The organism is Microvirga sp., assembly GCF_014699075.1.
Lineage (GTDB): Bacteria > Pseudomonadota > Alphaproteobacteria > Rhizobiales > Beijerinckiaceae > Microvirga.
The window spans coordinates 22,552-38,549 of record NZ_JACXAB010000027.1 but is presented as its reverse complement, the minus strand read 5'-3'; the positions used below and the strand labels follow the sequence as shown (position 1 = coordinate 38,549).

Here is a 15,998-nt window from a genome sequence, read left to right as displayed (position 1 = left end):
TCACGCCCAAACAACCGTCAGCGCACGTCGCTCAAAATCACGTTTCCACACGACCTCGGTCAGACGAAGAAATCCGGGATCCGTCGCAAACTTTTTGTTTCAGAGTTTCAGCTACTGAGACCTTGGTCACAGTAGTGGAGGACGCGGTGTTCAAGGGCAGGCATTTTGATCGATCGGTGATCCTGCTCTGCGTTCGCTGGTATTTGGCTTACAATCTGAGCCTGCGGAACCTGGAGGAGATGATGGCCGAGCGCGGCATCTCCGTCGACCATGCGACCGTCCACAGGTGGGTTATTCGCTACTCGCCCGAACTGCTCAAGCGCTTCGATGTTCGCAAAAGAAGCGTCAGCCGGAAATGGCACCTGGATGAAACTTACATCAAGGTCCGGGGTCGATGGATGTATCTTTACCGCGCCATCGACAGCAATGGCGACACGGTCGAGTTCTGGTTCAGCGAACGACGAGACCTCATTGCTGCCAAGAGGTTTCTGCGCAAGGCACTCAAGCGCCATGGCCGGCCTGAGCGGGTTGTGATCGACGGCAGCCAGACCAATCGTGAAGCGATCCTCTCCTGCGATACTGCCGATCGCCTTCAGGATAGAACACGGCGTGACCTGAAGCCCATTCGCATCCGGCAAAGTGCTTACTTGAATAACCGGATCGAACAGGATCATCGTGCCATCAAGAGGCGCGTGCGGCCGATGCTCGGGTTTCAGACCATTGACAGCGCGCGTACGATTCTGGGAGGCATCGAGATGATCCACATGATGCGCAAACAGCAGGCGAAGTATGCCTGCAATCTGCATCCCTCGCTCGCAGAGCAGTTTGAGATCCTGGCCGCCTGAGCGCGGTTCAAAGTATCTGCTTCTTTCTTACCCTCACTCGGATTTGCGACAGAACCGTTTCGCCTGCTCACAGCATGAGCGCAGCAAGACAGACTCACTGTTTCTCGCGCCTACGTCGGGTTTGCGATAGAACCGGAATTGCTGTTGGCGGTCAGAATCCAGCAGCCGCCTGGACTTTTGGCTCCAGGGGGAGCCTGAGCGCGGTCCAGACCTCGACCAGGGCGGCAGCCAGGGCGTCGATATGGGCGTTGGTGTGGGAGGGCCCGGGGGTGATGCGCAGCCGCTCCGTGCCGCGGGGCACGGTGGGATAGTTGATCGGCTGGATGTAGATGCCGTGCTTCTCCAGCAGCCGGTCGGAGGCTGCCTTGCAGGCTTCCGCATCGCCGACCATCACCGGAACGATATGCGTCGGCGTATCGAGGACGGGCAGGCCGGCGCTGCTTAAGATCGCCTTGGTGCGGGCGGCCTGGCGCTGCTGCTGCTGGCGCTCGGTGGAGGAGGACTTGAGATGCCGGATCGACGCCATGGCAGCCGCGGCCACGGCCGGAGGCAGGGCGGTGCTGAAGATGAAGCCCGGGGCAAAGCTGCGGATGGCGTCCATCACGGCCTTGGTGCCGGTGAGATACCCGCCCATGACGCCGAAGGCCTTGGCCATCGTGCCCTCGATCACGTCGATCCGGTGCATGGCGCCCTCGCGCTCGGCAATGCCGCCACCGCGGGGGCCGTACATGCCCACGGCGTGAACCTCGTCGATATAGGTCATGGCACCGTAGCGCTCGGCCAGATCGCAGATGGCATGGATCGGAGAGATGTCGCCGTCCATGGAATAGACGCTCTCGAACACGATCAGCTTGGGCCGATCGCCGGCCGCCTGGAGCAGCTCCTCCAGGTGATCGAGATCGTTGTGGCGGAACACCGCCTTGTCGCAGCCGGACTGGCGCACGCCCTCGATCATGGAATTGTGGTTGAGCGCGTCCGACAGGATCAGGCAGTTCGGGATCAGCCGGGCGAGCGTCGCGATGCCGGTCTGGTTCGACACATAGCCCGAGGTGAAGACCAGGGCCGCCTCCTTGCCGTGCAGGTCGGCAAGCTCCGCTTCCAGCTCGACGATGGGGTGGCTGTTGCCCGAGATGTTGCGCGTGCCGCCGGCCCCGGTGCCGAGGCGCCAGGCCGTTTCCACCATGGCGCGGGTCACGTCCCGGTTCTGGCCCATGCCGAGATAATCGTTGGAGCACCAGACCGTGATGGGGCGCGGACCGTCCGGGGAGTGCCAGATCGCCTGGGGGTAACGCCCGGCTAGCCGCTCGATATCGGCAAAGACGCGGTAGAGGTGCTCGGAACGAAGCTGGTGGAGCGCCGCGCGGAAACAGCCTTCGTAATCTGGCAGTGATCCCGTCAAGCTCCTTTCCAATCGGTCCATCTCTGTCTCCTAAAGATCGTGCGGTGATGTGATCCTCGGGGAGCCGCAACCTTTTGGCCCGAGGCTGGAACTGCTTGCGATAAGCAGTCGGCCTCCTAAATCGGCTGCTAGTCCTCCAAGCGAACATGAATCATCGTGGCATTAAAATCCAAAAGCTAATAGCTAGATTCCTTAGGCTCACGAAGGATTAACCTCCGCTCATTCTTGTTAGAGGCATCACATCTGCAATTTAACTCTATCCTTAATACTCGCTCTCTGCCGATACAGTTCGATTGGAACTACCAATACAGCGACGAGCAACGTCAGCAATGTGGCAGCCGCCGGCACTACCGGAGTGAGCTCCTGTTTGACGTCGGCCCAGATGCGAACTGGCATGGTCACGTGGCTTCCACTGATAAACAGGGTGATGATAAGCTCATCGAACGATATAAAGAACGCGAAGATCGCGCTGATCGCGAGTGAAGGAGCAACCGCAGGGAAAGTGACATGAATAAAGGCCTTAAGTGGCGTTGCACCGAGCACTCGGGCCGCGAGGCTCAATCCCTCTCCGAGCTGGCGCAGCGCAGCCGTCATCGTCACGACGACGAGCGGTAGCGCCATCATTACATGCATGATGACAAGGCCTGTGAACGTTCCCAAAAGACCGAGTGCATTGAGAAGCAGGAACGCTCCCAAGGCAGTAATCACCGCAGGCACGATCTGAGGCACGAGAAACGCTGCGCCGATAGTGAAACTTGTCTTTCGATGGAAGCGGACAATCGCCATGGCCGCCAGTGTCCCGAGTCCCGTTGCGCCGACCGCTGTAATAACGCCGAGCAGCAGGCTCGTCTGAAAGGCTTTCAGCCACCCCGGATTCAGGAAAATCTCAGAGTACCAGCGCCAGGAGAAGCCTCTCGGAGGAAAGACGAGATACGTCGTATCGCTGAATGACAATGGTACGACAATCAGCAGGGGAATGACCAGATAGGCGACGACAAATACGAAGTACAAAGGCAGTAACGAGCGGCCGAGGGAATCCCATAACGTACCTTTCATGAGCGGATACCCCCGTCATTGGCCGTGGCGGCGAACCTGCCGAGGACCATGTATGTCAATCCGGCTACCATCAATCCCGCGGCAAGAAGCACGATGCCCAGCGCAGCGCCAAGCCCCCAATCGAGGGTTTGGTTGATCTGCGTGGCTATGACGTTCGAGATCATGATATCCCTCGGACCGCCAACCAGGGCCGGCGTCACGTAGAAGCCGAGAGACAGGATGAAGATCAGCACCGCCGAGGAGATGACGCCGTTCATGCTCAGGGGCAGGAAGATCACCCGGAAGGCGGCGGAAGGCGGCGCGCCGAGAACACGCGCAGCCCTGATGAGGGTGCGATTGATCTGGCTCATGGCGCCGTACATGATGAGGACCGCGAGCGGTAGCAGTACCTGGATCGAGGCCACCAGCACGGCGCCACGGGTAAAGATGAGCTTCAGGGGCTCTCCTACGATTCCCAACTCGATGAGCATGAGATTCAGCAACCCCTCGCGGCCGAGCACAACGATCCAGGCATAGGTCCTGACAAGAACGCTGACCCAGAGAGGAAACGTGATCAGGAGAACGCACAGACGCTGGAGAGGACCGCTCATCATCGACAGGTAATAGGCGACCGGATATCCGATAATGACGCAGAGCGCGGCCACCTGTGCGGATAGAACGATCGTCTGCAGGAGCACCTGGACGAAAAGCTCGTCGGTCAGAGCAGTCGCGATGTGCTCGCTCGTGAAGCCCTGGCCGTCGAAGAAGCTCCAGCGGATTACTTCGACCATCGGTAAGATGAAGGCGAAGATCGTCAGCCCCATCGGCGCCGCCAGAAGCAATGCGGTAGTTCGTGATCTGTTGGTCATGGATGCATTGCCTCTGGCTTCACCATAGCTCTACTTCAGGCGCCAAGCGTCCCAGCGCCGCTGAAGCGCGGGCCTGTTCTTCGCCCAGAACTCGAGGTCGAACGCGAATTGCTGCTTCATGTTCTTCTCGGAGGTCGGCAGGTCCTCGCGTATCTTCTCGCTCAAGAGCGCCGGCAGTTTCGGCGACAGCGAGGGATATCCGGTTACCTCGGCGCCGATCTTCTGAATCCCGAGATCCATGAAACAGACGTTGAAGAACTTCATGACGGCGCTGGGATTCTTCGCTCCCTTCGGGATAGAATAGAATGGGATATTCAGGGATCCACCGCTCCAGGAGATATCGACCGGCACCTTCTCGCTCTTCATTTGAACGACGCGGCCATTCCACGTGTTTGTGTAATAGACCTCACCGCTCGCAAGAAGCTGCGCCGGCTGCTGTCCGCTCGTCCAGAACACGGCGATGTTGGGCTTGATCTCGCTCAGCTTTGCAAAGGCCCTGTCGACGCCTTCGGGTGTCCGGAGCACATTATAGATCTGATCGAGCGGAACGCCGTCGGCGATAAGCGCGAACTCAAGATTCTCGAGGGGGGTGTCCCGCATCGCCCGAGGCCCGGGAAAATTCTTGACGTCCCAGAAGGTCTTCCAGCCGTCGACGACCTTGCCGGCAGGCACCTTGTCCGTACGATAGGCGAGGATCATCGAATAGACACGGCCGGCGACGCCGTATTTGTGCCGCCCGACTGCCGGCATTTCATTGTCCGGGTCGACGACGGACCAGTCGATCGGCTCAAGCCATCCGTTGTTGGTCGCGGTGATGAGGATTTCACCTTCCGCCGGGAACATGTCCCAAAGATTGGTGCCGGTGGCTTGCTGAACCTTCAGCTGTCCCAGGGGATCGCTGATCGCGACCTGCTCCAGAACGATCCCATGGCGTTCCTTGAGGGGCTGGGCGCAATACCGGTTGTAGAAATCTGCAACCATGCCGCCGTAATTGGCGATGACCACCTTTTCCTGCGCGATGGCCGACGAAGCCAGAAGACACGCAAGGATTGCGCCTGGGAATCGTAGATGTTTAGCCGATATACGCATAGCGATTTTCTCTCCTCTGGTTACTATCACGGGACATCGACGACGAGCACGGCGTCCGACGGATCGAAGCTCAGCCAGATCGCATCGCCTGGGCTCAAGCCGGACGCGGCATGACGCGGCTGGCGGAAATAGATGGCGATCCCGCTGGGGGTCATGGCGCTCACGGATATCGTATCGCCGAGAAACACCGTCTCTTGGACGGTAGCAGGGAACTCGACCTCCTGCCCCTCCGCCCGTCGCGCGGTCAGCTTCTCCGGTCTCAGGTTCAGGAAAAGCGGGTCATCGCCTCCGGTAATGGAGGGCGGGGTTATGATAAGGCCGAGGTGATCGAGGATCACTTGGCGGCCAGACCGGGTTGCGGGAATGACATTCGTCTGGCCGATAAAGTCGGCGACGAATTTCGTTCGCGGTTTGTCGTAGAGATCGGCACTCGATCCGAGCTGCTCGATCCGCCCGCTCCGCAGGACCACGATGCGATCCGACAGCGCCATGGCCTCGCGCTGGTCGTGCGTCACATAGACGACCGTGCACCCAAGCCGGCGCTGGATCTGCTTGATTTCGAACTGAAGCGCTTCCCTCAATTTGAGGTCGAGGGCGCCCAGCGGCTCATCCATCAAGAGGACGGGCGGATGAAACGAAATCGCCCTGGCAACCGCGACGCGCTGCTGTTGCCCGCCCGACAATTCGCGGGGAAACCTGTGACCCAGGCCGCTCAGCCTGACGATATCGAGCGCCTCTTCGCTGCGCCTGCGGGCTTCCCGCTTCTGGACGCCCCGCATGCGCAGGGGGAAGGCAACGTTATCGGCAACGTTCATATGGGGAAAGAGCGAATAGTTCTGAAAAACCATGCCGACGCCCCGCTGCTCCGGCGGCAGCGCGTGGACGGCCTTGCCGTCGATTGAGATTTCTCCGCTGTCGATCGGAACGAACCCCGCCAACGCATTCAGGATCGTCGACTTTCCCGAACCCGATTCGCCGAGGATCGTTAGAAACTCTCCCCGTTCGATCGTCATGCTGAAGCCGTCAAGCGCCGTGAATGCCCCGAACCGTTTCGTGACATTCCGGAAGGCAATCGGAACACCGTGATCGGCACCTATCCTGCTCGTTTCGACAGGTGACGAAATCGGTTGGGTCTCGTCTTTACGGTAGCGGTGCTCCTGGCCCATCAAACCTCACAATATATCTGATCTGGAGCCCGCCCGTGAACTTTCCGATCAAGGGCCCGTGCCGGTGGAGAGATTGCTCGGTATCCGCATCCCGTCATTGGCCGGCCTCAGCCTTCTGTGCAAAGTCCCAGGCTCGCATGGCGAGCGGGCGGGTACGCGCAGCCATTTCGCGGGCCTTCTCGCTCGATGCGGTGCCGTCGCGAACACGACCGGCGATCCCCTGAAGGATCCCGACGAGACGAAACAGATTATAGGCGAAATACCAGTTGAGATCCGGCAAGTCCGATCTGCCCGTCATTCCGCAATAAAGCGAGATGACCTCATCGATGTCGGGGATGCCGAGGCTCTTCAGATCAACCCCCGCCAGACCACTGCGTCCATCCGGGGGCATCGCCCATTGCATCAGAAAATAGGTGAAGTCGGCCAGGGGATCGCCGAGGGTCGACAATTCCCAATCCAGCACAGCTTTGATGCGGTCGTCGTTGCCGAAGACGGTGTTGTCCAGCCGATAATCGCCATGCACGATCGAGACCCGCTCCTGCGCGGGCAGGGATTGCGGCAGCCAGGAGATCAGATTCTCGACCTCCTGGATGTGTTCGGTCTCAGAGGAGCGATACTGCTTCGTCCAGCGGATGACCTGCCGCTCGAAGTAGTTGCCGGGTCGCGCATAGTCGCTCAAGCCGAGTGCGGCGTAATCGACGTGGTGAAGCTGGGCCAGCGTTTCGACCTGAGACCGGAAGATCCTGCGACGCCTCTCGGGGCTCGCCCCGGGCAGGAGGGCATTCCAATAGATGTCGCCCTGCATCATCTCCATGACGTAGAACGTCGTTCCGATGACGTCCCCGTCAAGACATAGGGCGTATGGCGTCGGAACGGGAAATCCGGCCCGATGCAGCGCGGAGATGACACGAAACTCCCGATCCACCGCATGAGCCGACGGCAGCAATGCGCCGAACGGCTTCCGCCTCAAGACAAGCGAGCCGCTCGGGCTGGTGATGTGGTAAGTCGGGTTCGACTGCCCGCCTTTGAACTGCCGAATATCCAGCGGACCACGATAATGCTCGACATTCGCGGCGAGCCATGCATCGAGGCGCGCCAGGTCGAAGGGGCCGGCGTCCTCGAGCGGCTTTGTTCCCTTGAACGCATCATCGTCGATGAGCCCGGTCGATTGCCGGCGCGGTTCTCCTGCTGAACTCATCTCACGGACTTCCCGCATTCTCGATATTCTGCTCTCACAGCGCACTCGTTCGGTAGGGTGGTGTCCTTCCGCCCTGCCCGTGCGCTGCACTTCTCCGGCGTCAGGCGCGCGGCCCCTGCATCGGCTCGGCTGCATACCCCAATCATCTGCTGCCACTGTCTGGGGCCTCGGCCGGCGCAGGGTCGGGCTGCGCCACGCCGATGACCTTGTCGCGGACGAGCATCTCGATCTCTTCCTCCGTCAACCCGACTTGCGACATGAGCACCGAGAGGGTGTCCGCACCCAGACGCGGCGCGCCGGAGGTGGGCTTTGGCGGCGTGCGGCTCATATGCTGCAGGGGATTGGCCAAAACATGGAGCGGCTTTCCTCCGTCGTCGAAGGTCCAGACGACATTGCGGGCCTTTGAATGAGGATGCTCGAGCGCCTCGCCGACATTGTAAATCGGCCCGGCAGGCACACGCTTCGCCATGAAGATATCGAGCCATTCCTGGCGGGTCTTCGTTCCGAGGACTTCGGACAGGAGTTCCTCCAGAGCGACGCGATTGGCCATACGGGCCGCATTTGTCTGAAAGCGCGGATCGGTTGAGAAGCTCTCGCAGCCGATGGCGCTGCAGAGGCGCGCAAACTGCTCATCGGTCCCCACTGCCACGAGGATAAGTCCGTCGGAGGCCTGATAGGGCTGCACGGGAACGTGGGTCGGATGCAGACTGCCCTGCCGCAGCGCAACGCGCCCCTCGTTGAGGTAGGCCGTGCCGACGCCGAGCAGGGACGACATGCCGACATCGAAAAGCGATACGTCGATATGCTGTCCCTTCCCACTGGTCTTGCGCTCGTAGAGAGCAGCGAGAATACCGATCGCCGCATTGAGGCCCAGCATGATGTCGTAAATCGCAACGCCGACCCGAGCCGGCGGGCGATCCGGATCGCCCGTAAGGCTCATCAGGCCGGTCATCGCCTGCAGAACCATGTCATACCCCAGGCCGTCCCTGTTCGGGCCCGTCTGGCCAAAGCCGGTCACCGAGACGGCAATCAGGCGCTCGTTCAGGGTCATCAAGCTCTTGAGGTCGATCCCGAAGCGCTTGAGGTTGTCGACCTTGTAGTTCTCGACCGCCACGTCCGCCTTCTTCGCAAGCGCCCGGATGATGTCCTGGCCGCGCGGCTCGGCCAGGTTGACAGCGATGCTCTTCTTCCCGCGGTTGATCATCGCGAAGCTGGACCTGCCCCAGGTTCTGGCCTCATCGCCCCAAAGGGCCTCGATCTTCCAGACTTCCGCACCGAAGTCGGCGAGAATCTGCGTTGCGTTCGGCCCGGCCAGGACCCGTGATATATCGAGCACTCGGATATCGTGTAGAACACTCATGACGTGTTTTCCTTTGCCTGGTGAGGACCCGCGGTCAGGCGACCTCGAAGCCGCGACTGCGAATGAACCCCAGCGTGTCGCGCATGTCGGACAGCTTCTCGCCGGCATCGATCCGGGACTTTGTACCGGGCTCGCTGCGCACGACGGCGAGCGCCTTCTCGGCAAAGGATGCCGCCTCGTCCCGTTTCAGAGCCACGACGCCGCTCTCGTCGGCGACGATGACGTCGCCCGGAACGACAGCGACCCCGCCGCACCTGACGGGGGTGTTGAGCTCGCCGGCTTCCCCCAGACGCTGGGTGGTCAGGGCACTCGCACCGCGATACCAGGTCGGAAGGCCGTGCTCACGCAGCTTCGCAATGTCGCACGCGACACCGTCGATGGCGACGCCGACGGCGCCCGCGACCTTGGCGGCATATGCGAGCATTCCGCCCCATGCGGCATGACGCGTATCCCCGTCCCTGTCGATGACCAGAAAGTCGCCGGGTCGCACTCGGCTGACCGCGAGCGGAATGATCGTGCCGTCGGCGCCGGGAGCCTTGACGGTCACCGCGGTTCCCACCACGACCGTGCGAGGTAAAAGCGATGCCATCCCCGGATCCATCGCACCATCACGGATGAAATGTCCGATTTTGACCGCGTCAACTTGGCGGAGCAGGGCGAGCAGCTCGGCATCGATCTGTTCGGGCATTGGATTTACTTGGAACATAAGAAGCCTCTTTTAACTTTTGGAACAGAGCTCAGGGCTGGGACTCAACTCGGCTGGGGCTACACTTCCATCTCGTCGGGTTCGAGAGCCCGCGTGTCGGCTGCAGCCCAGGTCAGGTTAATCTCTTCGCCCGGCGCCCAGTCCTGCGCGGCACGGCGGGTCAGCTCCTGCGCCATCACCGTGTGCCCATCGGCGATCACGATGTGATGGTTGGTGACGTTTCCGAGGATGGTCGACGACACGATCCGTCCGGAAACGCTGTTGGTACCTTGCGCGCGTGAAGCCGCTTCCCGTCGCTCGATCCTGACACATTCAGGGCGGACCAGGAGCTTGACCGGGTGGTTCGTGCTCACCGGCGCACCGGAACCGATCTGGATCGGCTCGCCACTCTTCAGTTGTGCTATGCCCTCGCCGACCGCGGTGGTCGACAGGATGTTGGATGCTCCGAGAAAGTTTGCGGCGAAGACCGAGCGCGGCTTGAAATAGAGATCTGCGGGGGTCGCCTGCTGCACGATGCGGCCTTGGTGGAACAGCACGATCCTGTCGGCCATGCTGAGCGCTTCCTCCTGATCGTGCGTGACATACAGAATGGTCGTGCCGAGCGTCCTATGGAGGCGCTTGATCTCGGATTGCATCTGCTCCCGCAATTTCTTGTCCAGCGCGCCGAGCGGCTCATCCATCAGAATGAGACTCGGATCGTAGACGATGCATCGGGCAAGGGACACGCGCTGCTGCTGGCCGCCGGACAATTCACGGGGCAGGCGCTGTTTGGCATGCGCAAGCTGGACGAGTTCGAGAACCGTTTCGACCTTTTCGGCGATGTCCTTCTCCGCAAGTTTGCGGACACGCAGCGGAAAGGCCACGTTCTCATAGACGCTCATGTGCGGAAGCAGTGCATAGTTCTGGAAGACCATGCCGAGATTCCGCTTGCTGGGAGGAAGCTGGGTAACGTCGCTTCCGGCGATATGAACGCTGCCCCAGGAGGGAGGGGTCATTCCGGCGATGATATTGAGGAGTGTCGTCTTTCCTGATCCGCTCGGCCCGAGAAGCGCGACGAACTCGCCCTTCGTGACGTCGAGATCGAGGGTATCGAGCGCGACCACGCCGCCGCCGTAACGCTTGGCGACGCCGGTGAGGCGCACCATCGGCTCTTGGGTGAGAGTGGTCCTTTGCATCATTTTCTGTCCATGATGATCGTAACCAGAACGCATATTCCGGTTGAAAGAATAGTCAGCAAGGTTGCTACTGCGGCGATGACGGGTGAGATCTCCCATTGAATGGTCGAGAACATCTTTACCGGCAGCGTCGAGAATCCTGCTCGGCCGACGAAATATGCAATGATGACCTCGTCGAAGGAGATGAGGAAGGCGAACAGGGCGCTGGCGATGATTCCGGATTTCAGTAGCGGGAGCGTCACCTTGCGGAAAACCTGGAAGGGGCTGGCGCCCATGATCATGGCAGCAGCTTCGATGTTGCGCTCCATGTGGCGAAGGGCCGAACTCGCGGTGATGATGACGAACGGGATCGCCACGAGCGTGTGGCCGACGATGATCGGCAACGCACTGCCTGAGAAGCCCAACGTCGCGAAATACAGGTACAATCCAAGCGCGACGACGACGACGGGGACGAGCATCGGACTGAGGAGGAACAGCACAATGGCTCCGCGGCCCGGAAAGCTGCTGCGTGCGAGGCCGTAGGCTGCGGTGACCCCGATGACGACAGCGAGGACGGCGGTTGCAATCGCGATCTTGAAGCTGAGAAATGTTGACGAGAGCCAGTCGCTCTTCAAGAAGAAGGTCTCATATTGCCGGAGCGAGAAGCTGTCGGGAGGAAACGCGAGTTCATCCGTGCTGTTGAAGGACATGGGGATGATGACGAGGGTCGGCAGCACCAGGAAGGCATAGCCGAACCAGGCCCAGGCATTGGCGCAATGGGAGACCCAGGTCGCATGATTGGCGGTAGCGGCGGTCTCTCTCATCTTGCTAACCTGCCAGTGTCGAGAGCGCGCGTGTCCGGCCCATCAGGAGGGTGAAGACCGCGCATAGGATGAAAAGCAGCACCGCGATCGTAGCGGCCATGTTCCAGTCCAGGATTTCACGGGTATAGAGGTCGACGAGGTTGGCCATCATCAGATCGCCGCGCCCCCCGAGCAGCGAGGCCGTCACATAGAAGCCGAAGGTGTGAACGGCAGCCAGCAGAAAACTCGCGGCAACGCCGGGCATGCTCAGAGGCAAGGTCACCTTGAAGAAAATGCGAAGCTTGCCGGCCCCCATGATCTGCGCGGCCCGTCCGAGATCCGGATCCCTTGCTAGGAGGCTGTTCAGGATCGGGAAGATCATGAAGGGGATCAGCGTGTGAATCGTACCGACGATGACGCCGAAGCGATTGAAGAGCAGAGGAAGAGCTGGAATGCCGAAGTAGCCGATCGTCGTGTTGATGATGCCGTTGCGCCCGAGAATGATCATCAGCGCGTAGCTCTTCACGAGAATGCTCGTCCAGAACGGGATGAGGACGATCATCATCAGAAGTGCACGGCGCCGGGGCGTCTGCTTGGCCATGTGGTAGGCCATCGGGTAGGCGAACAGCAGCGCGACGAACGTGCTGCTGAAGCTGATCACCAGCGTGTTGACGAGAACCTTCTGGAACAGCGAGCTCGACAGGACGCTCTGATAGCTGTGGATCGTGAACTGACCGTTCCAGACGCTCTGGCCGATGACGCTCGCCAGTGGCGCGATGAACACCACCGCCGTGAAGAGCAGCGCTGGAAGCACATAGAATGCGGCAGATTGCTGACCGGTTCGTGCGAACATGGCGGCCCTTCACCATCGGGACAGAAGAACGAAAGATCGCGCGTGGAGCTCAGCTGAGCTGCCATTCCTTGTAGCGCCGGGTCAGCTCGTCGAAGCGGGTCGACCACCAGATTTCATCGCTCATGGCCGTTTTCGGCCCGTTGAGATCAGGCGAAAGATCGAGCAGCTCCTTGGACAGCTTGGCGATGGCCTCGGTCTTGGTCGGCGTGTAGCTCGTGAGTTCCGCGAAATGGGCCTGGCGATCCGGCCTGAGCTGAAAGGCCAGATGCTTCTGGGCAAGGTCGAGCTTCTTGGTGCCCTTCAGGATGGCCACCCGGGTCACGTCGACCAGGGCGCAATTGGTGGCATAGGCCAGCGGAATGCCCTGACGCCGCGCCAGGAAGACGCGTCCTGCTGCCGACGAGACGTAGTCGACCTCGTTCGCTTGCAGCAGGGAAATGGTCTGGGGCATCGCATTGACCCAGTTGGTCACCGCGGGCTTGATCTTGTCGAGGGACTTGAAAGCCCTGTCGACATCGAGCGGATAAAGCTTTTTGGCGTCGACCCCGTCGGCCATCAGCGCATATTCCAGCGTACTGGTAACCCGGGTCATCAATCCGCGGCGTCCGGGATAGGCCTTTGCGTCCCAGAAGCCGGCCCAGTCCTTAGGCGGTCCGGCGGGCCCGACCTTATCGGTGCGCCACGCGAAACTGCCGGATACGAGGCAGAGGCCGATGGCGTATTCATTCTGGCTGCCGGGCGTGGTCCCGGACATGTCGACGACGCCGGTATCGACCTTCTCCCAAAGGCCATCCCGCATTCCGGTGGCCAGCCAGCCGTTCGAGAGCTCGACGACGTCCCATTCGACATTCTTTGTTTGAACCTGAGCCCGCGCCTTCGCGAGGTCGGTTCCAGCGGCGACGATGACGTCGATCCCAGTTTCTTTTGTGAACGGCTTGTGGAAAGCCTCGGTCATCGCCTCCGCCCAGCCGCCACCATAGCTCGCGACGACGATCGATTGCGCCGAACGGGCCGATTGCGGCCGCAGGACAAAGGGTGCCGCAAGCGCAGTGGCGCCGATGCGCAGGACATGTCGTCGGGAAAGACCGCTATTCTGGATTGTCTGTTTCATGACGTCCCCTCTCGAATGCTCTTCATGGCTCCAGCCTCCACGTACGGAGTCGCGCGGGCCTGATCGGCCGGACCGCCCTCCAATGGGCTGGCCGATCATCCTTGCTTCATCGGGCACTTCTTATTTAGAAAAAGTAGCATGTCTTTTACATGCTATCAATACGGTGCATTCACATAAATTCGGGGCCGGTTGCCCGAATTATGGTATGGGTGATCTAGTATTTAGAAAAACCGGCATCTCTTCTCATGAATGATGAGCCCGACAGTGGCGGGAGTGCGGCCGGATCATCGAGGAGCGTGCAATGAGTCGGCTCGAAGGGAAGCGTGCGATCATCACCGGTGCAGCCAGCGGGATCGGTCGTTCCTCCGCATTGCTTTTCGCAGCCGAAGGCGCTCGCGTCCTTGCGGTCGACCGCAACCGGGACAGCCTCGCCGAACTATTCGACCGATCTGGCGGCGCGATCACGCCTCATCTGGCTAATTGTGACGTGGCTTCAGATATTGACGGGATGGTATCGACGGCTCGAGATCGCCTGGGCGGAATCGACATCGTCTTCGCAAATGCTGGCATCAATGGCGGAGCCGAAGCCTTCCTCGAACAAACCGTGGCTGAGTGGGAAGCCGTGCTGCGGACGAACTTGATCGGCACCTTTCGGCTGGTCCAACAGGCCGCCCTCGCCATGCTGCCTCAGCGTTATGGATCGATCATCTGCACCGCCTCGGTTGCGGGCATGCGCGCGAATGCAGCCGGCGCTGCCTACAGCGCCAGCAAAGCGGGTGTGATCAGCCTCGTCCAGACGGCTGCCAGCGCCCTCGGCGGCACCGGGCTGCGAATCAACGCCATCTGTCCGGGCCTGATCGAGACGGGCATGACGCGCGCGATCTTTGAGCGCGCCGCGAGCCGCGGAACCTCAGACAAAATCGGACAGCTCAACCCACTGCGCCGCGCGGGCCACCCCGACGAGGTCGCCGAGATGGCGCTCTTCCTCGCCAGCGACAGCTCAAGCTATGTCAACGGCCAGGCCATTGCGGTTGACGGCGGCCTGTCGAGCATGCATCCAACTCCTCCTCGGAAGAATTAGCACGGGCCCAAAATGGCAGGATCAAAGGAGACGGCGCAGCGGCGGTCGGAAGAGGACCTCGGGACGGCCGCGACCAAAGCCGTGCGCCAAACGCGGACCAAGCGCCGCTCCGAAGAGCGCCGCCGCGCGATCCTGACCGCCGCCGTCCGGCTGTTCAACGAGAAGGGCCTGCGCGGGACCACCCTCTCCGACGTCGGTCAGGCGGTCGGCCTGAGCACCAACAGCATCTGCTACTACTTTCGAAAGAAGGACGACCTGGCAGCAGCCTGCTTCATCGAGACGATCAGCGTCATTCGTGCGATCGTCGCCGAGGCGGCGCGCGAAGCGTTTCCGGAGACTAGAATCCGCAGGCTGGCCTCCGGCTTTGCCAGGCAGCTTGCTCATGAAGCGGAAGGAGGCGGGCAGAAGCTCGTCGGCATCTATGACCTGCGCGCGCTGGAAGGCACGCAATCCGAGGTCGTATCCGCAGCCTACAACGACCTGTTTCGAGAGGTCAGGGCCCTTCTCCTGACCGCCGAGCATCCGAAGCCCAACCGTCAGTTCAATGCACGAGCGCATCTTCTCATCTCGCTCGTCCATTCGATGCGGATCTGGATCGGACGATATGCAACGAACGACTACGAGCGCGTCGCCGAACATTTCTGCGACGTGCTGATCGGTGGATTCATCGCGCCTGGAGCCTCATGGCCGCCGGCAGCCCTGGCGCCGGTCAACTGGTCCTTTGAGGAGGATTCGACCTCCTCGCGCGACGCTTTTCTGCGCGCCGCCACCCAGACCATCAACGATTTCGGCTTCTCCGGCGCGTCTGTCGACAAGATCTCCATGCGCCTCCAGGTCACAAAGGGAGCCTTCTATCACTACAACGAAAGCAAGGAAGGACTGTTCTCCGAATGCGCGGTTCGGACATTCGCGATCCTCAGCGATGTCCAGAATGAAGCACGCTCCCAATCCACAGGGTGGAACGAACTCGGCTCCGCCATAAGCTACCTGGTCGCCTTTCAGCTGTCTGAACGGGGCCCGCTCCTGCGCGCCACCGCCCTGAGTGCCCTCCCCGCAGAGGACCGCGCGCACATGATCGACGCGACCAACAAGCTGTCGGAACGTTTCGTCTATCCCATCGTCCGAGGAATTGCGGACGGGTCGATCCGCCCGGTGCATCCAGTCGTCGGCTCGCACCTCGTGAGCGCGATGATCTACGCCGCGACCGAACTGCCCCTCTGGGTTCGTGAAACCACCTCGGAGGAAGCCATCGAATTCTATGCCAAGCCCCTATTGGCGGGTTTCCTCTCCCCGAACGCGTGAGGGGCCCCATGGTCCTCGGACCCGGCC

The 15,998-nt window shown here is 60.9% G+C and carries 15 protein-coding genes; 3 read left to right on the top strand and 12 right to left on the bottom strand.

The window, feature by feature from the left end; all coding sequences use genetic code 11:
* The first annotated feature begins 146 nt into the window (after positions 1-146).
* Complete coding sequence (locus IC232_RS23035; protein ID WP_190847311.1) at positions 147-845, top strand: IS6 family transposase; 699 nt, start codon at positions 147-149, stop codon at positions 843-845.
* 151 nt (positions 846-996) lie between these two features.
* Here the strand turns inward: IC232_RS23035 and hemA are convergent, their stop codons facing one another.
* From hemA to IC232_RS22975, 12 genes are all read right to left on the bottom strand, one after another.
* Entirely contained in the window at positions 997-2,244 is a 1,248-nt protein-coding gene (hemA, locus tag IC232_RS23030; protein WP_409564956.1) for a 5-aminolevulinate synthase, read from the bottom strand.
* 237 nt (positions 2,245-2,481) lie between these two features.
* Positions 2,482-3,300: an ABC transporter permease gene (locus tag IC232_RS23025; RefSeq protein ID WP_190847291.1), complete on the bottom strand. Its 819-nt coding sequence runs from the start codon at positions 3,298-3,300 to the stop codon at positions 2,482-2,484.
* A complete protein-coding gene (locus tag IC232_RS23020; RefSeq protein WP_190847290.1) occupies positions 3,297-4,148 on the bottom strand; it encodes an ABC transporter permease in 852 nt (283 codons plus the stop codon). Before IC232_RS23020 ends, IC232_RS23025 begins: the two co-directional genes overlap by 4 nt.
* Positions 4,149-4,178: 30 nt before the next feature.
* Positions 4,179-5,237, bottom strand: coding sequence for an ABC transporter substrate-binding protein (locus IC232_RS23015; RefSeq protein WP_190847289.1), 1,059 nt, complete (start codon positions 5,235-5,237; stop codon positions 4,179-4,181).
* Positions 5,238-5,263: 26 nt separating this feature from the next.
* Positions 5,264-6,403 (bottom strand): ABC transporter ATP-binding protein, encoded by a 1,140-nt coding sequence (locus tag IC232_RS23010; RefSeq protein ID WP_190847288.1) that lies wholly within the window; start codon positions 6,401-6,403, stop codon positions 5,264-5,266.
* A gap of 94 nt (positions 6,404-6,497) precedes the next feature.
* Positions 6,498-7,619: a phosphotransferase family protein gene (locus IC232_RS23005; protein WP_246812353.1), complete on the bottom strand. Its 1,122-nt coding sequence runs from the start codon at positions 7,617-7,619 to the stop codon at positions 6,498-6,500.
* A gap of 124 nt (positions 7,620-7,743) precedes the next feature.
* A complete protein-coding gene (locus tag IC232_RS23000) occupies positions 7,744-8,961 on the bottom strand; it encodes a CaiB/BaiF CoA transferase family protein (RefSeq protein ID WP_190847287.1) in 1,218 nt (405 codons plus the stop codon).
* Positions 8,962-8,995: 34 nt separating this feature from the next.
* A complete protein-coding gene (locus IC232_RS22995; protein ID WP_190847286.1) occupies positions 8,996-9,667 on the bottom strand; it encodes an RraA family protein in 672 nt (223 codons plus the stop codon).
* Positions 9,668-9,726: 59 nt separating this feature from the next.
* Entirely contained in the window at positions 9,727-10,845 is a 1,119-nt protein-coding gene (locus IC232_RS22990) for an ABC transporter ATP-binding protein (RefSeq protein ID WP_246812352.1), read from the bottom strand.
* The gene (locus tag IC232_RS22985) at positions 10,842-11,645 is read right to left on the bottom strand and encodes an ABC transporter permease (protein ID WP_190847285.1); all 804 of its coding nucleotides are present in this window, start codon (positions 11,643-11,645) and stop codon (positions 10,842-10,844) included. Before IC232_RS22985 ends, IC232_RS22990 begins: the two co-directional genes overlap by 4 nt.
* Positions 11,646-11,649: 4 nt before the next feature.
* Positions 11,650-12,477, bottom strand: a complete 828-nt coding sequence (locus tag IC232_RS22980) for an ABC transporter permease (protein ID WP_190847284.1) — start codon at positions 12,475-12,477, stop codon at positions 11,650-11,652.
* Positions 12,478-12,526: 49 nt separating this feature from the next.
* Entirely contained in the window at positions 12,527-13,588 is a 1,062-nt protein-coding gene (locus tag IC232_RS22975) for an ABC transporter substrate-binding protein (RefSeq protein ID WP_190847283.1), read from the bottom strand.
* 301 nt (positions 13,589-13,889) lie between these two features.
* Here IC232_RS22975 and IC232_RS22970 point away from each other — a divergent pair, with 301 nt between their 5' ends.
* Together IC232_RS22970 and IC232_RS22965 are read left to right on the top strand one after the other, a co-directional pair.
* Entirely contained in the window at positions 13,890-14,669 is a 780-nt protein-coding gene (locus IC232_RS22970; RefSeq protein ID WP_190847282.1) for an SDR family NAD(P)-dependent oxidoreductase, read from the top strand.
* A gap of 12 nt (positions 14,670-14,681) precedes the next feature.
* Positions 14,682-15,971: a TetR/AcrR family transcriptional regulator gene (locus tag IC232_RS22965; RefSeq protein ID WP_190847281.1), complete on the top strand. Its 1,290-nt coding sequence runs from the start codon at positions 14,682-14,684 to the stop codon at positions 15,969-15,971.
* Positions 15,972-15,998 lie beyond the last annotated feature (27 nt).